Source organism: Pseudomonas sp. B12(2026), from assembly GCF_057767015.1.
Genome location: NZ_CM173430.1, coordinates 4,124,719 through 4,142,260 on the forward strand (window position 1 = coordinate 4,124,719; position 17,542 = coordinate 4,142,260).

Annotated in this window: 18 protein-coding genes; 5 read left to right on the forward strand and 13 right to left on the reverse strand. The window is 65.7% G+C overall.

Translation table 11 applies throughout. The annotated features are described in order from the left end of the window. Positions 1-193: 193 nt before the first annotated feature. The 11 genes from flgL to flgB all read right to left on the reverse strand — a co-directional run bounded on the left by flgL (position 194) and on the right by flgB (position 11,888). A complete protein-coding gene (flgL, locus tag AC3B6A_RS19055; RefSeq protein WP_488398669.1) occupies positions 194-1,465 on the reverse strand; it encodes a flagellar hook-associated protein FlgL in 1,272 nt (423 codons plus the stop codon). 15 nt (positions 1,466-1,480) lie between these two features. Continuing rightward, positions 1,481-3,508: a flagellar hook-associated protein FlgK gene (gene flgK / locus AC3B6A_RS19060; protein ID WP_488398670.1), complete on the reverse strand. Its 2,028-nt coding sequence runs from the start codon at positions 3,506-3,508 to the stop codon at positions 1,481-1,483. Between the two features lie 12 nt (positions 3,509-3,520). Next, positions 3,521-4,720, reverse strand: coding sequence for a flagellar assembly peptidoglycan hydrolase FlgJ (flgJ, locus tag AC3B6A_RS19065; protein WP_488398671.1), 1,200 nt, complete (start codon positions 4,718-4,720; stop codon positions 3,521-3,523). Positions 4,721-4,730: 10 nt separating this feature from the next. Next, positions 4,731-5,903, reverse strand: coding sequence for a flagellar basal body P-ring protein FlgI (locus AC3B6A_RS19070; protein WP_488398672.1), 1,173 nt, complete (start codon positions 5,901-5,903; stop codon positions 4,731-4,733). 11 nt (positions 5,904-5,914) lie between these two features. Continuing rightward, positions 5,915-6,607: a flagellar basal body L-ring protein FlgH gene (flgH, locus tag AC3B6A_RS19075; RefSeq protein ID WP_488398673.1), complete on the reverse strand. Its 693-nt coding sequence runs from the start codon at positions 6,605-6,607 to the stop codon at positions 5,915-5,917. A 63-nt stretch (positions 6,608-6,670) separates the two neighbouring features. After that, a complete protein-coding gene (gene flgG, locus AC3B6A_RS19080; protein WP_488398674.1) occupies positions 6,671-7,456 on the reverse strand; it encodes a flagellar basal-body rod protein FlgG in 786 nt (261 codons plus the stop codon). Between the two features lie 46 nt (positions 7,457-7,502). Next, a complete protein-coding gene (locus AC3B6A_RS19085) occupies positions 7,503-8,252 on the reverse strand; it encodes a flagellar basal-body rod protein FlgF (RefSeq protein ID WP_488398675.1) in 750 nt (249 codons plus the stop codon). Between the two features lie 404 nt (positions 8,253-8,656). Then, positions 8,657-10,162, reverse strand: coding sequence for a flagellar hook protein FlgE (locus AC3B6A_RS19090; RefSeq protein WP_488398676.1), 1,506 nt, complete (start codon positions 10,160-10,162; stop codon positions 8,657-8,659). A gap of 160 nt (positions 10,163-10,322) precedes the next feature. Beyond that, positions 10,323-11,015 carry a flagellar hook assembly protein FlgD gene (gene flgD, locus AC3B6A_RS19095; protein ID WP_488398677.1) on the reverse strand — a complete coding sequence of 231 codons (693 nt, stop codon included), beginning with the start codon at positions 11,013-11,015 and terminating at the stop codon, positions 10,323-10,325. Between the two features lie 16 nt (positions 11,016-11,031). Next, the gene (gene flgC, locus AC3B6A_RS19100) at positions 11,032-11,475 is read right to left on the reverse strand and encodes a flagellar basal body rod protein FlgC (RefSeq protein WP_488398678.1); all 444 of its coding nucleotides are present in this window, start codon (positions 11,473-11,475) and stop codon (positions 11,032-11,034) included. Between the two features lie 5 nt (positions 11,476-11,480). Further along, on the reverse strand, positions 11,481-11,888 hold the full coding sequence (gene flgB, locus AC3B6A_RS19105; protein ID WP_488398679.1) for a flagellar basal body rod protein FlgB: 408 nt from the start codon (positions 11,886-11,888) through the stop codon (positions 11,481-11,483). On the opposite strand from flgB, the gene AC3B6A_RS19110 reads away from it, so the two are divergent. Further along, a complete protein-coding gene (locus tag AC3B6A_RS19110) occupies positions 11,887-12,093 on the forward strand; it encodes a hypothetical protein (protein WP_488398680.1) in 207 nt (68 codons plus the stop codon). The genes flgB and AC3B6A_RS19110 overlap by 2 nt on opposite strands. A gap of 948 nt (positions 12,094-13,041) precedes the next feature. Here AC3B6A_RS19110 and cheR read toward each other — a convergent pair. Beyond that, a complete protein-coding gene (cheR, locus tag AC3B6A_RS19115) occupies positions 13,042-13,863 on the reverse strand; it encodes a protein-glutamate O-methyltransferase CheR (RefSeq protein WP_488398681.1) in 822 nt (273 codons plus the stop codon). Between the two features lie 121 nt (positions 13,864-13,984). Further along, the gene (locus tag AC3B6A_RS19120) at positions 13,985-14,923 is read right to left on the reverse strand and encodes a chemotaxis protein CheV (protein WP_488398682.1); all 939 of its coding nucleotides are present in this window, start codon (positions 14,921-14,923) and stop codon (positions 13,985-13,987) included. Positions 14,924-15,040: 117 nt separating this feature from the next. On the opposite strand from AC3B6A_RS19120, the gene flgA reads away from it, so the two are divergent. The 4 genes from flgA to AC3B6A_RS19140 all read left to right on the forward strand — a co-directional run bounded on the left by flgA (position 15,041) and on the right by AC3B6A_RS19140 (position 17,541). After that, on the forward strand, positions 15,041-15,748 hold the full coding sequence (gene flgA / locus AC3B6A_RS19125; protein ID WP_488398683.1) for a flagellar basal body P-ring formation chaperone FlgA: 708 nt from the start codon (positions 15,041-15,043) through the stop codon (positions 15,746-15,748). A 132-nt stretch (positions 15,749-15,880) separates the two neighbouring features. Continuing rightward, on the forward strand, positions 15,881-16,195 hold the full coding sequence (gene flgM / locus AC3B6A_RS19130; RefSeq protein ID WP_488398684.1) for a flagellar biosynthesis anti-sigma factor FlgM: 315 nt from the start codon (positions 15,881-15,883) through the stop codon (positions 16,193-16,195). 36 nt (positions 16,196-16,231) lie between these two features. Further along, positions 16,232-16,693: a flagellar protein FlgN gene (locus tag AC3B6A_RS19135; RefSeq protein WP_488398685.1), complete on the forward strand. Its 462-nt coding sequence runs from the start codon at positions 16,232-16,234 to the stop codon at positions 16,691-16,693. A gap of 98 nt (positions 16,694-16,791) precedes the next feature. After that, complete coding sequence (locus AC3B6A_RS19140) at positions 16,792-17,541, forward strand: flagellar brake protein (protein WP_488398686.1); 750 nt, start codon at positions 16,792-16,794, stop codon at positions 17,539-17,541. Position 17,542 lies beyond the last annotated feature (1 nt).

A 17,542-nucleotide genomic window follows, 5' to 3' on the forward strand; every position in this document is an offset into this window, starting at 1 on the left:
TTCGCATTCGTCCTATGTATCGGCGTTGATCCGGGGAGCTTTAGGGAAAATTCAGGAGATTTTTTTAAGCTTCCGGATCAAGCACTTGCAGCCACTTACCGGCATGTTCCAGTGAAGCGCCGCAGTCATTTCCTGTATCGACAAAAAAGCCCGCGGCTTTAGGCACGCGGGCTTTTTTGTGGCCAGAGGGCGATCAGTTGAGATAGTTGAACAGGCTCAACCCGCTGATCTTCACGTAGCTCTGCTGCGCTGCCTGCAGCACGGTGGACTGCATCGACAGGCGCGACAGCGCCTCGGCGTAGTCCAGGTCCTGCAGGTCGGAGATGACGCCGGTGTTCACCAGCTTCACGTCGTCGATGAAGGTCTCGGTGGAGTCGATCACGTTGAGCCGCGCACCGATCTTGCCCTGACCGGAGAGCACCTGGGTGTTCACCGAGTCGAGGTTGGAGATGGCCACGGCGGTGGCGTCGCGGATCCGGTAGTTGCCTTCCTGATCCTGGGTCGCGCTGGACAACGCCTTGCGCAGGTCGGCCACCACGTTGAGCAGACCCTTCTTCTCGGTGGACGGGTCGCGGTTGACGGTGAAGGTATCGCCGGCCGCCGGCTTGCCGTCGATCTGCACCTTCACGCCGGCGTACTCGACGAAGTCGTTGGTCTGCGAGTTGTCGTCGATGGCGCCGGTCTTCAGGGCGGTGTAGCTGCCCGGCAGGGCCGGGTCGTTGAGGTCGTAGACCTCGTAGTTCTTGTCGTCGAGGAAGCGGATGCCGATGCCATCGGTGGCCGCCGGCGGCACGCTCGACGGGAAGCTGCCGTCGTAGGCCTGCTTGTCGTTGACCAGCCCCAGCGAGATGCGCCCGCTGCCGGTGTTGCCCGCGGCGCCCTGGGTGGTCACGCGGTTGATGTTGGTCACGTCATCGAACAGCGCCTTGCCGCTGTCGCTGATGCCCATCAGGGTGCTGCTGGCGATCTGCACCTGGCGCTGGCTTTCGTCGCCCTGGTAGCTGTAGCTGCCGTCAGGGTTGCGCACGAAGGGCTGGGTGTCGCCCTGGCTGCCGGAGAACAGGTACTTGCCGCTGGCGTCCTTGCTGTTGAGCAGATTGAGCAGCTCGTCCTCGCGCTGCCCCAGCTCGGTGGCCAGGGCGTTCTTGTCGCTGGGGTCCTGCGCGCCATCGCCGGCCTGCACCGCGATCTCGCGGATGCGCTGGATGACGTTGCCCACCGACTGCAGGATCGAGTCCTCCGAGGACAGGCTGTTCTTCGCCGCCGTGATGTTGCTCTTGTACTGGTCGTTGAGCGACTGCTCCTGGCTCAGCTGCAGCAGGCGCACCGAGGCCACCGGGTCGTCCGCCGGGGTGAGGATGCGCTTGCCGGTGCTGATCTGCTCCTGGGTGCGGGTGACGTTGGAGTAGTTGCGCTGCAGGCCGCCGACCGAGTTGTTGTACGCCTGGATGGTGGAAATTCGCATGGTCGACTTCCTCTATCAGTTGAACGCGCCGATCAGCGTGTCGAACAGGGAGCGGGCGACCTGGATCACCTGGGCCGACGCGCTGTAGTACTGCTGGAACTGGATCAGGTTGGCCGCCTCTTCGTCGAGGTTGACGCCCGACAGCGAGTCGCGGCTGTCCTGCGCCTGCTGGAGCACGGTGGCGCTGGCGTCGGCGTTGTTGCGCACCTGCGCGGTGAGGGTGCCGATGCGCTCCACCAGGCCGCCGTAGGCGTCGTTGAAGCTGGCCCCGGTGCTGCCGGTGCCGCCCACCGTGGGCCGGCTCTGCAGGCCGGAGAGCGCCAGGGCGTTGCTGTTGTCGGAGATGCCCTTGCTGTTCATGCCCAGGGTGAAGCTGTCGCCGGCCTGGGGCGCGCCGCTCAGGGTGAACTCGTAGCTGTACTGGTTGCCGGTGCCCGGATCGGTGTAGTCCAGGTGCAGGGTGTTGGTCTGCCCGGCGGTCAGGCCGCTGGTGGAGGGCGACACGTAGCTCAGGGTCGCGCCCGGCGGCAGGGTGCCGGTCAGGGTGTTGCCGGTGGCGTCGAAGCTCAGTTGCAGGCCACCCGCGCCGAACAGGTTCTGCAGGTCGCTGACCACCACCGGCGACGGGCCGCCGATCAGCCTGGGCTGGCCGATGGCGCCGGTGCCGCGGTTGTTGGTGGTGGCCTCGCTGCGCGCGGTGCCGGCGAAGGCCAGCTGGTCGGCCTTGGTCAGCACCGCCTCGATGTCCGCGGCGCCGCGGCGGGTGGGCTGCAGGGTGAAGCCGTCGCCGGCCGGCGGCAGGCTGTCCATGGTCACCTGGAAGCCCTGGTCAGCGCCGCTGCCGTCGGCGAAGCTCAGGGTGTAGGGGCCGGTGCCGCTGACGCTGACGTTGATCGCCGCGTTGTCCGACAGGCGCCGCGCCGTGAAGTTGGCGCCGTCGTATTCCAGGCGGTAGTCGCTGGCGCCGAGCTTGCCGGTGTCGGTGATGTTCAGGCTGGGGGCGACGGTGCCGGTATTGCCGGACTGGGCGATGACCCGCAGCCCGGTGATGGTCGGATCGTTGATGTCGCCGAACAGCGGGCTGCCGGCGTTGCCGGCCAGGTCCAGGCCCTGCCCGAGCTGCTGGTTGACGGCGTTGGCGAAGGTCAGGGCGATCTGCCCGAGCTTGTTGTACGAGGCGTCCAGCGCGGTATCGCGGTAGGCCAGCAGGCCGCCCATCTGGCCGCCGGAGATCTGCGTGGTGATGGTCTGCACCGCGCTGCCGCTGGCCAGTTGCACCTGGAAGCGGGTCGGGTCGTCGGTGCCCGGCACCACCTGCAACGCCGAGGTGGTGGTGCCCACCACCAGCGGCTGGCCGGTGCCGATGAACAGGTTGATGGAGCTGTCGTCCTGGGGCACGGCCTGCACGCCGATCAGCTCGGAAAGCTTGCGCACCGTCTCTTCGCGGGCGTCGATCAGGTCATTGGGCTGGCCGCCGGCGGCCTTGGCCTTGGCGATGGCGTCGTTGTAGCTGGCGACGCTGGTGGCCAGGGAATTGACCTGCGTGGCCAGCGAGCCGAGCTGCTGGTTGATCAGGCTGTTCTGCTTGTCGAGCTGGTCGTACAGGGTATTGAAGGACTTCGACAGCCCCTGCCCTTCCGCCAGCAGCGCCTCGCGGCCTTCGGTGGCGGAGGGGTTGGCGGCGGCGGTCTGCAGCGCGGCAAAGAACTTCTGCAGCGCCGGGCTGATGCCGGTGGTGGTGTCCGACAGCAGGGCGTCGAGCTGCTCGATCTGCCCCTGGAAGGCATTCAGCTCATTGGCCTGGCTGGTGGCGGTGCGCACCTGGGAGAACAGGAAGTCGCTGGCCAGCCGGCGCACGTCGACCACCTGGCTGCCCGAGCCGATGTAGCCGGCGCCGGTGTACTGCGGGATGCCGGTCTGCTGCACCGTCTGCTGGCGGGAATAGCCGGGGGTGTTGACGTTGGTGATGTTGTGGCCGGTCACCGTCAGCGAGGTCTGGCTCGAACGCAGGCCAGACAGGCCGATGGACAGTAGATCGCTCATCGTTGTTTTTCCTTAACCCAGTGGCGGCGTGTCCGCCGCGGCAACCGCCTGGTACACCTGCATCTGCCGGGCGATCTGCGCGACCTTGCGGGCGTAGTTCGGATCGGTGGCATAGCCGGCGCGCTGCAGTTCCTTCATGAACTGTTCGGGGCGCCGGGTGGAGTCCAGCGCGTCCGAATAGCGGTCGTTGTTCTGCAGGAAGCTCACGTAGTCGTGGAAGCTCTGCTCGAAGGAGTCGTAGGAGCGGAACGCCGCGACTTCCTTCACTTTCTTGCCGTTCGCGTATTCGCTGGTCGTCGCCCGCGCGGAGTCGCCGCTCCAGCTGGAGCCGGCCTTGATGCCGAACAGGTTGTGGCTGCTGGAGCCGTCCTGGTCGCGGACGATGGACTTGCCCCAGCCGGTTTCCAGCGCGGCCTGGGCCACCAGGTAGCGCGGGTCGACGCCGATGCGCTGGGCGGCCTTCTGCGCCATGGGCAGCATGGTGGCGATGAATTCGTCCCGCGAGGCGAACTTCGACTTGCCCGGCGCCAGCGGCTGCTGGGCGTAGTCGCGGTCGCCGAGGTCCTGGGCGCCGGCGGCGGCGTCGATGGCGTCCACGGCGCTGGCGTAGGACCTGGCGGTCTGCCAGCGGTCGCCGGCCAGCGGCTTGCCCTGCTCTTCCGGGGTGGCGGCGCCCGGCACGATACCGGCCGCCACGCGGTCGGCCAGCTTGCCCGGCAGGGACAGGCGGCGGGCATTGAGCAACTTGGAATCGTCGCGGCCCTCGGCCGGTTGCGGCAAGGCCTTGCCGCTGGCGTTGACGCCGCTGGTGGCCGGCCAGGCGGAGGCCTGGGCGACCTTGGCGAAGGGGTTCGCCGCGCCGCTGCGCTTGCCGCTGTTCATGTGCGACAGCTGGCGGGTCAGCACGTCCGACAGGCCGATGCCGTGGCCCTTGGTGGACAGGCTGACGGACAGCTGCTGGTCGTACATTTCCTGGTACTGCTTGGTGGCCGGGGTGTTCATGAAGTTGCCCTCGGCGAGCACGTCGTTGGCCGAGCGCATGGACTTCATCATCTCGTTCATGAACAGCGATTCGAATTCCTGGGCAACCTTGCGGATGTTGGCTTCGCTGTCGCGCCCGGCGCCGTTCTTCAGCTGCGCCAGGCGGTTGAGGTCGGTGTAGGCCCCGGAGTTGGTGCTGGAGGCACCGGCGGAAAGCAGTTTGGCGTCCACGGCGGCGTCCTCAGATCACGATCAGGTCGGCCTGCAGCGCGCCGGCCTGTTTCAGGGCTTCGAGGATCGCCATCAGGTCGCTGGGCGCGGCGCCCACCTGGTTCACGGCGCGGACGATTTCATCCAGCGTGGTGCCCGGGCCGAACTTGAACATCGGCTTGGCTTCCTGGTCGGCGTTCACCCGCGAGCGCGGCACCACGGCGGTCTGGCCGTTGGAGAAGGGGCCGGGCTGGCTGACGATGGGGTCTTCGGTGATGGTCACGGTGAGGCTGCCGTGGGTCACGGCGGCCGGCGACACGCGCACGTTCTGGCCGATCACGATGGTGCCGGTGCGCGAGTTGATGATGACCTTGGCCACTGCCTCGCCGGACTGCACGTCGAGGTTTTCCAGCACCGACATGTAGTCCACGCGCTGGTTCGGGTCCAGCGGCGCGCTGACCCGCACCGAGCCGCCGTCGATGGCCTGGGCCACGCCCGGGCCGAGCAGTTCGTTGATGCGGTCGACGATGTGCTTGGCGGTGGTGAAGTCCGGACGGTTGAGGTTCAGGGTCAGGCTGTTGCCCTGGTCGAAGCCGCTCGGCACCGTGCGCTCCACGGTGGCGCCCGCCGGGATGCGGCCGGCCGACGGCACGTTGACGGTGATCTTCGAGCCGTCGCGGCCCTCGGCGTCGAAGCCGCCCACCACCAGGTTGCCCTGGGCCACGGCGTAGGTCTGGCCGTCGATGCCCTTGAGCTGGGTCATCAGCAGGCTGCCGCCGCGCAGGCTCTTGGCGTTGCCGATGGAGGAGACGGTGATGTCGATGGCCTGGCCCGGCTTGGCGAAGGGCGGCAGGTCGGCGTGCACGGACACCGCGGCGACGTTCTTCAGCTGCACGTTGCCGACGTTGGCCGGCACCTTGATGCCGAACTGCGCCAGCATGTTGTTGAAGGTCTGCAGGGTGAAGGGCGTCTGGGTGGTCTGGTCGCCGCTGCCGTTGAGGCCGACCACCAGGCCGTAGCCGATCAGCTGGTTGCTGCGCACGCCCTGGATGGTGGCGATGTCCTTCAGCCGCTCGGCGTGGGCGGCCGGCACGGCCAGCAGCGCGCAGAGCAGCAGCAGGCCGCAGGCGCGGACCTTGTCCGCGATCCGGGCCAGGCCTTCGCGGACAAGGTCCGCTCCTACAACGCCAGCGTGCGCAGTCATGGTCGTCATCCTCAGAACGGGAACAGCGGGCTGAGGAAGAAGCGATCGAACCAGCCCGGCTGGCTCGCATCGGCGAACGCACCGGTGCCCGAGTAGGTGATGCGCGCGTCGGCCACGCGGGTGGAGGGCACGGTGTTGTCGGTGGCAATGTCGTCGGCGCGGATCAGGCCGGCGATGCGCACCAGTTCGTTGCCGGTGTTCAGGGTCATCCACTTCTCGCCGCGCACGGCGAGGATGCCGTTGGGCATGACGTCGGCCACGGTGACGGTCACCGAGCCGCTCAGGCTGTTGCTCTGCCCGGCCTGGCTGTCGCCCTTGGCTTCGCGGGTGCCGCCGTACTCGGCGCTGAGGCTGAGGTCGCCGCCGCCGACGGGGTTGTTGGTGGTCAGGCCGCTGCCGAACATCGAGGTCAGGCCGATCTTGGTGTTGCTGTCCTTGGAGATGTCCGAGTTGGCCTTCTTGCTGGCCTGGGTCTTCTCGTTGAGGGTGATGGTGATGATGTCGCCCACGCGGAAGGCCTTGCGGTCGCCGTAGAGGTTGTTGTCGAAACCGGCCTGGTAGATCGAACCGTTGTTCTGCGCGGCGGGCATCGGGGTGCGCGGCAGCACGGGGGCGTAATAGGGGTCGTCCGGCTTCGGCGCAGGACCGACGCACCCGGCCAGCGCGGCGATGGCCAGCAGCGGAAGAAGGTGGGAACGGTTCATTTACAGCTACCTCTCGGGAGCCTGCGGCTCCAACTTGAATCACGACCGACGCGCAGCCGGTCGTTACAGGTTCTGGGTCACGAACGACAGCATCTGGTCCGCTGTGGAGATGACCTTGGAGTTCATCTCGTAGGCGCGCTGGGTGGTGATCATGTTCACCAGCTCCTCGACCACGTTGACGTTGGAGTTTTCCAGGGTGTTCTGCTGCACCGTGCCCAGGCCGTTCAGCCCCGGGGTGCCGACCTGCGGCGCGCCGCTGGAGCCGGTTTCCAGGAACAGGTTGTTGCCGATCGCCTGCAGGCCGGCCGGGTTGATGAAGTCGGCGGTCTGGATGTTGCCGATGATCTGCGGCTGCGGGTTGGCCGGGGTGGTCACCGAGACGGTGCCGTCCTGGCCGACGGTGAAGGTCTGGGTCTCGTTCGGCACGACCACGGCCGGCTCCAGCGCGTAACCGTTGGAGGTGACGATCTGGCCGTCGGAGTTCAGGTGGAAGCTGCCGTCGCGGGTGTAGCCGACGGTGCCATCGGGCATCAGCACCTGGAAGAAGCCGCGGCCGTTGACCGCCATGTCCAGCGGCTGGTCGGTGGTCTGCAGGCTGCCTTCGGTGAAGTTCTTCTGGGTGCCGACGATGCGCACACCGGTGCCCAGCTGCAGGCCCGAGGGCAGCTGGCTGTCCTGGGTGGAGTTGGCGCCGGGCTGACGCTTGATCTGGTACAGCAGGTCCTGGAACTCCGCGCGGTCGCGCTTGAAGCCCGTGGTGGACACGTTGGCCAGGTTGTTGGAAATGGTGGTCAGGTTCATGTCCTGGGCCGAAAGACCCGTCTTGCTGACCCACAGAGCCGGAAGCATCGTCGTTCTCCTCGGGCGCCGGATTCATGGCGCCTCGAACTGGTGATTAGCTAAATTGCAAAACCCGCGCCATGGCCGCCGAATCGTCCTCGGCGGTGCGCATCATCTTGACGTGGAGCTCGAACTGGCGGGACAGCGAGAGGATCGAGGTCATCTCTTCCACCGCGTTGACGTTGCTCGCTTCGAGGAAGCCCGACTCGATCCTGGCGTTGGCGTCGGCCTGCGGCGCCGGCTGGCCGGGCTGCTGCTTGATGCGTACCAGGCCGTCGGCGCCCTTCTCCAGTTGCTTGGGGTCCGCGGTGACCAGCTTGATGCGGTCGACCTCGGCCACCACGCTGGGGTTGTCGCCCAGGCCACGGATGCTGATGGTGCCGTCTTCGCCGATGTCGATCTTTTCCTGCGGCGGCACGGCGATCGGCCCGCCATTGCCGATCACCGGCAAACCGTCGCCGGTGCGCAGCTGGCCGAGGGCGTCGACCTGCAGGCTGCCGGTGCGCACATAAGCTTCACCGCCATCGGGCGCCTGCACGGCGATCCAGGCATCGCCCTTGGCGGCGATGTCGAGGTCGCGGCCGGTGTCCTGCAGGCTGCCGGCGGAGAAGTCGGTGGCCGGACGCTCGCTCATGGCGTAGACCCGCGCCGGGAAACTGTCGCCGAACACCTGCATCGAGCGCGCCTGCTCGAAGTCACGGCGGAAGCCGTTGGTGGAGATGTTCGCCAGGTTGTTGGCGTGAGCGCGCATGGCCAGGGTGTTCTGGCTCGCTCCGCTCATCGAGACGTACAGCATCTTGTCCATCGAATCCTCCAGGCCCGCGTCGATTGCCGCTCGCGGGTGTGATGGAGGCTATTCAGCAAGTGTCGTGCCAGGACTCGAATTTACGCACAACCTACTGATATCAAAGGACTTCTAAAAACAGAAGGCTCCCGAAGGAGCCTTTCGCAGCCGCCGGCGGCGATGGTCTGCCGCCACCGGCAAGGGGGGTTGCCGCTCCACGTAGGATGGCGTGGAGCGAAGCGATACCCATCGCGGTGGACAACGCTGCGCACTATCCAGCCTATGAAGAGCAAAAGCATCGCGGACAAGGTCCGCTCCTACAGGGGGAACACTGCTTTCGTAGGAGCGGACTTCGTCCGCGATCCGCCGGCAAGGCCGGCGTCAGGCCGGTTCGCGAGCAAGCTCGCGCCTACAGAAGCAAAGTATTACCGCAGGTTGATGATGGCCTGGGTGACCGCATCCTCGGTCTGGATGGTCTTGGCATTGGCCTGATAGTTGCGCTGGGCGACGATCAGGTCCACCAGCTCGGTGGACAGGTCGACGTTGGAATCCTCCAGCGAACCGGACTGCAACGCGCCGAGGGTGCCCGAGCGCGGGGTGCCGACCACCGGCTCGCCGGACTCCGAGGACTGCACCCAGGAGGTCTTGCCGATCGGGGTCAGGCCCTGGACGTTGGCGAAGTTCGCCAGCACCACCTGGCCCTGCACCTTGGACTGGCCGTTGGTGTAGCGGGCGAAGATGTTGCCCTGGTCGTCGATCTCCAGGCCCGACAGCTGGCCGGTGGTGTAGCCGTCCTGGTTGACGCTGTTCACCGCGAAGGCGGTGGCGTACTGGGTGGACTTGCGGATGTCCAGGGAGATGCCGCCCGCGTTCGCGGTGGCGCCGTTGGCGCTCCAGGTCGGCGGGGTCTTGCCGTCGGAGATCGCCGGCACCCAGTCGCCCATCGTCAGGGTGCCGTCGGTGGGGTTCACCGTGAAGGCATTGCCGGTGCCGTTGTTCACCGGAGTCTGGGTCAGCAACTGGCCGGCCGGGCTGAAGGTCAGGTCGACCTGGTACGGGCTGCTGCCCGCGCCGCTGACGGCGGCCAGCACGCTGGCGGCGGTGGCGCCGGTGGCGGCCGCCGCGGTGGTGGCGGCATCGATGGCGGCCTGCGACGCCCCGGAAGCGGCAACGGCGGCGGCAACGCTGGCCGGGGTGGCGCCGGCCGTGCCGGCGGCGGTGGTCGCCGCGCTGATGGCGGTGGCGTCATCGGCCGGGTTCGCCGGATTGCGGCCGTCCACCAGCACGTTCATGGTCCAGTTGTTGGGGCCGGTCTTGGTGAAGTACTGGGTCAGCACGTGGGCGTTGCCCTGGCTGTCGTAGATGTTCACCGAGGTCGAGGAGTTGTAGGTGGTCGGGTCGTTGGCGTTGAACGGGGTGACCGTCGGCGTGGTGTTGGTGGAGTTCAGGTTGAAGGTCTGGGCGATCTGGCTGGTGGCCTGCGGCGCCTGGTTGCCGGTTTCGATGTGCAGGTCGCCGACCACGCCGTTCTGCAGCTGGCCCTGGGCGTTCACCGGGTAGCCCTGCAGGCGGTAGCCGTTGTTGTCGACCACGAAGCCGTTCTTGTCGGTGCCGAAGTAGCCGGCACGGGTGTAGCTGATCGCGCCGTTGTTGCTGGTGACGAAGAAGCCGTTGCCGTTGATGGCCATGTCCAGCGCGTTCTGCGTGGACTCGATGGTGCCCTGGTTGAACAGCTGCGAGACGTTGGACAGCAGCACGCCGCTGCCCACCGGATTCTGCCCGGAGCCCAGCACGGAGGCGGCATAGACGTCGGAGAACTCCGAGCGCGACTGCTTGAAGCCGATGGTGCTGGCGTTGGCGATGTTGTTGCCGGTGGTGTTCAGGTCACTGGAGGCGGCCTTGATACCGCTGAGCCCGATATTGAAAGACATCTCTAATCTCCTTGTCGGTATCGCCGACGCGAATCTGTTCAGGAGCCTCTGCGCGTCGGCCGGGCGGCGTTGGAAGCGGACTGCTCATTTGCAAATACGCAAACTCCGCGTCCGCCTCCGCCTTGCCCGGCGCCAGCGCGATGGCTCCTGGCCTGGTTCGTTACTGGCCGATGATCTGCACCTGGGACAGGCCGATGCTGCCCAGCCCGGCGAGGTTCAGCGTCAGCTCGCCGCCGTTCTGCCCGAGGGTCACGCTGTCGACGTTGGCCGGCAGGAAGGTGGTCAGGCCGTAGGTCTTGCCTTCGTAGTTGGTCTGCGCCTCGAACTTGTAGCGCCCCGGCGGCATGAGATTGCCGCTGGAGTCCTTGCCGTCCCACATGAAGTTGACGTTGCCGGCGGTCTGCTGGCCCATCTCGACGCGGTTCACCAGGGTGCCGCTGTCGTCGTAGACGTTGACCCAGCTGTTGGCCGTGGAAACCGGCAGGGTGAAGGTGCCCTTGAAGGTCTCGGAGGTGTCCACCATCGACTTGTCGGTCGGCACGATGACCTTGCGCCCCACCAGCGAGGAGGCCTGCAGGGCCTGGGACGACTGGTAGTTGGAGAGGACGCTGTCCATGCTGGTGTTCAGCGACTGGATGCCTTCCACGGTGCTGAACTGCGCCAGCTGGGCGATGAACTCGCCGTTTTCCTGCGGCGACATCGGGTCCTGGTTGTTCATCTGCGCGACCAGCAGCTTGAGGAACTCGTCCTTGCCGAGGTTGTTGGTGCCGGTAGTGCCCTTGCTGTCGTTCTTGACGGCGTACTGGTCCAGAACCGAGCTTGCGCCGTTGATGCTGCTGTTATCGATGCTCATCGTGCTTCCTCAGCGCTTACTGACCCAGGGTCAGGACCTTCTGCATCATCTGCTTGGCGGTGTTCATCATTTCCGCGTTGGTCTGGAACGCGCGGCTGGCGGAGATCATGTCGGCCATCTCCTCCACCACGTTGACGTTCGGGTAGTACACGTAGCCATCCTTGTCGGCGGCCGGGTGATTGGGCTCGTAGCGCGGGATCAGCGCGCTCTTGTCCTCGATCACGCCCAGCACCTGCACGCCGGAGCCGGCCCGGTCGGTCTCGCCGAACAGCGAACCCTGGTCGCCGTCCTGGGCCTGCTGGAACATGGTGGCGAACACCGGATGGCGGGCGCGGTAGGTCTGGTCGACGCTGGAGGAGACGGTCTCGGCGTTGGCGATGTTCGAGGCGGTGGTGTTCAGACGGGTGGTCTGGGCACTCATGCCGGTCCCGGCGATGTTGAAGACACTGGCGAGCGACATGGCGATTACTCCCCGCGCAGGGCGTTCATCAGCCCTTTGAACTTGTTGTTGAGGAAGGTGAACGAGGCCTGGAACTGCACGGAGTTCTCCGCGTAGTTGGACTGCTCGATCTGCTCATCCACGGTGTTCTGGTCGATGGAGGGATGGAACGGCGTGCGGTACTTGAGGACGTCCTCGCCCATGCCGAAACCTTCGGCGGCGATGTGATGCGCGTTGGTACGCGTGGCGTTGAAGGTGCCGTTCTTCATCTTGTCGGACTGGGCAGCCAGCACCGAGGCGAAATCCAGGTCGCGCGCCTTGTAGTTCGGCGTGTCGGCGTTGGCCAGGTTGTTAGCCAGGACTTCAGCGCGCTGGGAGCGGAAGCTCAGCGCTTGCTGGTGGATGCCGAGGGCTTTGTCGAAGCTGATGCTCATGGTCACGAACCTGTTTGCCGGTGTGGGCTTGCCAACACTTCAGCAAGGTGCGTGCCAGATTTATATATCCTTTAATATCAATGGCTTGAGCATGTATCGAGAGCGGCAAGGGGCGGCAAACAGCGGCAAGCGGCAACCGGTTTCCTTGCCGGCGGCAAGCGTGCCGCCCTCTCCCACCATTGCCGCTTCTGGCCGCTTTTCGTAGGAGCGGAGCTTCTCCGCGATGCTCTTTGTCTTTCGGGGTTGGGTGTTTCTGCGTCGCTTCGGCGTGTGCTGATGAGTGGCGTGATCCGCCATCTTGCCCGGTGTTCATGCGCCGCTTCGGCGTGTGCTGGAAGATTTTGTTTCGCCCCCTCGGGCGACCCACTTTGGCAAACGACCCAAAGTAGGCAAAGGTCTGTGCCCCTGCATCCGGTTTTTCGCTTAGGCGAAAAATACCCTCGCTCCATCGAAGTTTCAGGGGCCCGCGTTGACGGGCCATCCCTGGCCCGACAACGCTCTCGCGGCATCCATGCCGCTCAACCCCTGAAACTCCGATTCCACTCGGCCTCCTGAAGGGGCGCCCCGGAGTGTGCGGAGGTTTCTCTGGAAGTCTTCAAAAGCCAAAGCCCAAAGCACAGCGCGCCCGGAATTTGCTCGTGTAGGAGCGGACCTTGTCCGCGATCAGCCCCGCTCAAGAGCTTCGCGGACAAGGTCCGCTCCTACGAAAAGCATCTCGGCACAAATCATCGATGGGTATCGCTTCGCTCCACGCCATCCTACGACGCGCAAATCCTTCAGCCCTGGCTCTGCCTGTCACACCGAAATATCCGGCGCGCGCAGAGTCCCGTCAGGAGGCCGAGTGGAGGTATTGCGTAGAGGGGCGAGCGGCATGGATGCCGCGAGAGGCTTGAAGGGCCATGGATGGCCCTTGCAAGCCGACCCTCGGAGCAATGCCGGAAGGAGGGCAGTCTGAGCGCAGCGAAGACCCGGATGTCGGGACGGGCCCTTTTGGTTCCTTTTGGGGCCCCAAAAGGGACTCGCCCGGGAGGGCGAAACGAAAAGTTCCCGCACACGCCGAAGCGGCGCAGAAACACCGTACGAAGAACAAAAGCATCGCGGAGAAGCTCCGCTCCTACGAGAGCCCCGCCCGAACAGGCGAGGTGTCGGCCAATCACTTGGCCTTGTAGATGATCCCCGGGCTGCACTGGACCATCTGGTAATGATCCGGCAACGCATTGAGCGCCTCGGAAGCGCCGAGGAACAGATAGCCACCCGGCTTCAGCGTCGCATGGATGCGCAACAGGATGTCGCGCTTCACCTCGGCGGAGAAATAGATCAGCACGTTGCGGCAGAACACCATGTCGAACCTGCCGAGGCTGGCGTAGCTGTCCAGCAGGTTCAGCGCGCGGAACTCCACGCGGCTCTTGATCGCCGGCTTGACCGTCCAGCGCCCCGGGGTCTTCTGGTCGAAGTAGCGAGCCAGGCGCTCCTGCGACAGGCCACGGCCGATGGCCAGGCTGTCGTACTCGCCAGCGCGGCAGGCGTTGAGCATGGAGCCGGAAAGATCGGTGGCGACGATCTGCACGCCGGCCTTGAGCTGGCCGAGGTTGGTGCGCTCGAACTCGTCGATGGCCATCGACAGCGAATACGGCTCCTGCCCCGAGGAACAGGCCGCCGACCAGATGCGCAGGCGCTGGCCCGGGCTGGCCTTGATCATCTCCGGCAGCACCCGGCCCTTCAGCACCTCGAAGGGATAGGTATCGCGAAACCACAGGGTCTCGTTGGTGGTCATGGCGTCCACCACCTGCTCGCGCAGCTGGCTGCGGCCCTGGACCTTCTGCACCAGTTCGCCGAGGGACTTGATGCCCTGCTGCTCCATCAACTTGTTCAAGCGGCTGGAGACCAGGTACTGCTTGTTGGCGCCCAGGAGGATGCCACAGGTCTTCTCCAGGAAATCCCGGAACAGCTCGAATTCGGAATTGATGGATGTCACAGATACGCCTCTTCAACTCGTGGACGGTTGCCGCCGCCATGGCGGCAACTGCCTGACCGGTGCTCAAAAAACCATAGACGATGCGGGCGGCACCGGCGCCGCCCGGCTTGCCGAGGTGGACTCAGGCCGCCGTGCCATCCACCGCCCTGATCCGGTCCGCCACGCGGGCGGCCAGGTCATCGGGACGGAACTTGGCGAGGAAGTCGTCTGCGCCGACCTTCTTCACCATGGCCTGGTTGAACACCCCGGACAGCGAAGTATGCAGGAGAATGTGCAAATCCTGCATGCGCGGGTCGTGACGGATTTCCGCGGTCAGCGTGTAGCCGTCCATCTCCGGCATCTCGATATCCGAGATCACCATCAGCAGGTCGCTGCCCGGATGCCCGCCCGCCTCCACCATCTGCCGCAGGTAGTCCAGCGCCTGGCGGCCGTCGTTGAGCGCCAGCACCTCGACGCCGACGGTTTCCAGGCAGCGCACCAGTTGCTTGCGCGCCACCGAGGAATCGTCCACCACCAGCACCCGCTTGCTCACCGCGCGGGACTGGGTCTCGGCGTCCAGCACGCCCTCGGAGATGTCCTCCGGGGTCGGCGCCACTTCGGCGAGGATCTTCTCCACGTCGATGATTTCCACCAGCTGGTTGTCGACCCGCGTCACCGCCGTCAGGTAGTGGTCGCGGCCGGTGCCCTTGGGTGGCGGATGGATCGACTCCCAGTTCATGTTGACGATGCGCTCCACCGAATGCACCAGGAAGCCCTGCACCTTGGTGTTGTACTCGGTGATGATCACGAAGCTGTTGCCGATGTCCCGCAGGGCGTGACGCCCCGTGGCCAACGCCAGATCGAGGATCGGGATGGTGCCGCCACGGATGTTCGCCACCCCGCGCACCACTTGGCTGGACTTGGGCATCACGGTCAGGCGCGGGCACTGCAGTACCTCTTTCACCTTGAACACGTTGATCCCGTACAACTGGCTGCCGTTCAGCCGGAACAGCAGCAGCTCGAGACGATTCTGGCCAACCAGCTGGGTGCGCTGGTTGACTGAATCCATGACTCCGGCCATTGAGCCTCCCCTGCACGCAAGACCGCCTGAACCACCAGGCGGCACGACCATTGCTTAACCCGTTGCATGAAACAGGCAACGACATTTTTCCGACAGCTGCGCAACGCGCGCGACCTGATGGCCGCCCTGCTCGGCATCTGCGCTGCGCTGACCGCCGGCGCCACGAGGGCCGACGGATTCACTGCGCCTGAAATCCTTATCGGCTCCACCCAGGGCTTTCTTGAATTCAAAGTCGAAGATTATCTGCAGACCAGCGGAATCGAGGCGCGCTATGAAATCGAAGTGGCGCGCATCGACCCCCGCCTGCGCCTGGCGCAGTGCGACAAGGACTTGACGCAGGCCCTGGAAAGCCCGGCGCAGCCGGTCGGGCGGGTCACGGTGCGGGTGCGCTGCGACGGCAGCTCGCCCTGGACGGTGTTCGTCCCGGCCACGGTGAAGCTGTTCCGCCAGGTGGTCGTCACCACCCTGCCGCTCAAGCGCGACCACGTCATCGAAGCCGCCGACATCTCGCTGGTGGAGCGCGACGTCGGCCCGCTGACCCAGGGCTACCTGACCGACCCGGAACGGGTGATCGGCCTCAAGCTCACCCGCGCCGCGGTGAACGACCAGGTGCTCGCGCCAGTCTTCCTCGAACAGGCCGAGGCGATCCGCAAGGGCGACCAGGTGGTGATCCGCGCCCGCACCAGCGCCGTCAACGTGGTGATGCCCGGCGAAGCGCTGTCCGACGGCGTGCCCGGGCAGCAGATCCGGGTACGCAACCTGCGCTCGCAGCGCATCGTCAAGGCGCGCGTGGTGGAGCCCGGAGCCGTCGAAGTCAGCCTGTAGCGCGCCGAGTCTGGCATGATGGGCGCAGCCTTCACTAAACTGTGCTCGGGTGCGCAAAAAATCGGCCTAAAGTTTTCCGCCAGCCGGCCGAAAAGCTTGGCAAGCGTCCAAATACCCCCAGAGGTTTTCATCATGGTTATCGACTTCAACCGGCTGAACCCGGCCTCTACGCCAGTCACCACTGGCCGTAGCGGTGCTGCGCAGAACGGTCGCAGCGAAGCCCCGGCCGAGTCCGCCAGCTCCACCGCTCCTGCCAGGAGCGGCGAGCCGGTGCAGCTCAGCGATACTGCCCAGCAGTTGCAGAAAGTCAGCGATCAACTCAAGGACCAACCCGTGGTCGACAAGGACAAAGTGGCCCGCATCAAGCAGGCGATCGCCGACGGCAGCTATCAGGTCGACAGTCAGAAAGTCGCCGGCAAGCTGCTCGATTTCGAATCCCAGCGCTGACGCACGCGTCGCGCTAGCCTGAGTGCCGAGCCCAAGATGTCCGATGCCCTGTTTTCCCTGATCGACGGCGACATCGACGCAGCCCGCCAGCTGCTGCAGCTGATCGACGACGAGTACCAGGCGCTGCAGGCGCGCGATCTGGCGCAGCTGCAACAGCTGCTGGAACGCAAGGTGCCGCTGATGCAGCAGCTCGAACGCAACGGCCGCGAGCGCGCCGCCGCGCTGCAGCAGGCGGGTCTCAGCGTGGATCGCCAGGGCCTGGAGCAGCTCGCCGAGCGCAGCGGCAACGGCGACCTGCTGGCGCGCGGCGACGAGCTGGGCGCACTGCTCGAACAATGCCGGGAAGCCAACCTGCGCAACGGCCGGATCATCCGCGCCGGCCAGGCCAGCACCGGCCGCCTGCTCGACATCCTGCGCGGGCAGGACATGCCCAATCTCTACGACCGTCGCGGCGGTTCGACCCAGGGCAACCGGCAGCGCCCGCTCAGCCAGGCCTGAGCACTGGCCTGAGGGCCAGCCTTTGGGCACAATGCCATCACTGACCTTGCCCCTGCCATACCTATAACAAACACCGTCAATATGGAGATTTGCGGACCGTGGCCAACCTGTTTGCCGAGGAAAACGGCCCTCAACCACCGAAGATCCTCAAGGTTCCGGTGGAAATCCATGCCTGCCTGCGGACGCTCCTGGACAGCCACGATCCCCTGGTGCTCACCTTCGCCGAGCGCAGCCAGCGTTTCCAGAGTTTCGTCGTCGAGGTCAACCGCGAACGCAACCTGATCGCCCTGGACGAACTCATCCCCAACGACGGCGAGCGCTTCCTGCAGAACGGCGAGCCGTTCCGCATCGAGGCCTTCCACGAGGGCGTGCGCATCGCCTGGGAATGCCAGCAGAACGCCTACTTCGCCGAGATCGACGGCCACCGCTGCTACTGGCTGCCGGTACCGGAGCAGGTGCTCTACCACCAGCGCCGCAACGCCTTCCGCGCCAGCGTCGGGCAGGGCCAGCCGGTCACGGTGGAAATCGCCGGCGAGAAGCTCAAGGCCCCGCTCAAGGGCAACCTGATCGATATCTCCGCCACCGGCTGCAAGGTGCGCCTGGAAGGTGACGCCCGCGACCGCCTGCAACCGGGGCAGGTCTACGAGCGCTTCACCGCCCGCCTGCCGTTCGGCGCCATCACCCTGGAAGTGGAACTGCGCCACGTGTACTTCGAGGAAAAGGTCGGCGTCAGCTTCGCCGGCGTGCGCTTCCTGCAGGTCAGCGGCCTGGTCCAGCGCAACATCGAGCGTTTCGTCTACCAGTTGCAGCGCGAAGCCCGGCGCTTCGAGAAGGACGAGCTGTTCTAGC

Excerpts from the sequence above, each read along its gene's own strand:
- flgB (WP_488398679.1), bottom strand. The coding sequence starts at position 11,888 with ATGAGCATCAGCTTCGACAAAGCCCTCGGCATCCACCAGCAAGCGCTG.
- flgC (WP_488398678.1), bottom strand. The coding sequence starts at position 11,475 with ATGTCGCTCGCCAGTGTCTTCAACATCGCCGGGACCGGCATGAGTGCC.
- flgM (WP_488398684.1), top strand. The coding sequence starts at position 15,881 with ATGGTTATCGACTTCAACCGGCTGAACCCGGCCTCTACGCCAGTCACC.
- AC3B6A_RS19120 (WP_488398682.1), bottom strand. The coding sequence starts at position 14,923 with ATGGCCGGAGTCATGGATTCAGTCAACCAGCGCACCCAGCTGGTTGGC.
- AC3B6A_RS19070 (WP_488398672.1), bottom strand. The coding sequence starts at position 5,903 with ATGACTGCGCACGCTGGCGTTGTAGGAGCGGACCTTGTCCGCGAAGGC.
- AC3B6A_RS19085 (WP_488398675.1), bottom strand. The coding sequence starts at position 8,252 with ATGGACAAGATGCTGTACGTCTCGATGAGCGGAGCGAGCCAGAACACC.
- flgL (WP_488398669.1), bottom strand. The coding sequence starts at position 1,465 with ATGCGAATTTCCACCATCCAGGCGTACAACAACTCGGTCGGCGGCCTG.
- flgK (WP_488398670.1), bottom strand. The coding sequence starts at position 3,508 with ATGAGCGATCTACTGTCCATCGGCCTGTCTGGCCTGCGTTCGAGCCAG.
- flgG (WP_488398674.1), bottom strand. The coding sequence starts at position 7,456 with ATGCTTCCGGCTCTGTGGGTCAGCAAGACGGGTCTTTCGGCCCAGGAC.
- AC3B6A_RS19110 (WP_488398680.1), top strand. The coding sequence starts at position 11,887 with ATGGTCACGAACCTGTTTGCCGGTGTGGGCTTGCCAACACTTCAGCAA.
- flgA (WP_488398683.1), top strand. The coding sequence starts at position 15,041 with ATGGCCGCCCTGCTCGGCATCTGCGCTGCGCTGACCGCCGGCGCCACG.
- flgH (WP_488398673.1), bottom strand. The coding sequence starts at position 6,607 with ATGAACCGTTCCCACCTTCTTCCGCTGCTGGCCATCGCCGCGCTGGCC.
- AC3B6A_RS19135 (WP_488398685.1), top strand. The coding sequence starts at position 16,232 with ATGTCCGATGCCCTGTTTTCCCTGATCGACGGCGACATCGACGCAGCC.
- AC3B6A_RS19090 (WP_488398676.1), bottom strand. The coding sequence starts at position 10,162 with ATGTCTTTCAATATCGGGCTCAGCGGTATCAAGGCCGCCTCCAGTGAC.
- flgD (WP_488398677.1), bottom strand. The coding sequence starts at position 11,015 with ATGAGCATCGATAACAGCAGCATCAACGGCGCAAGCTCGGTTCTGGAC.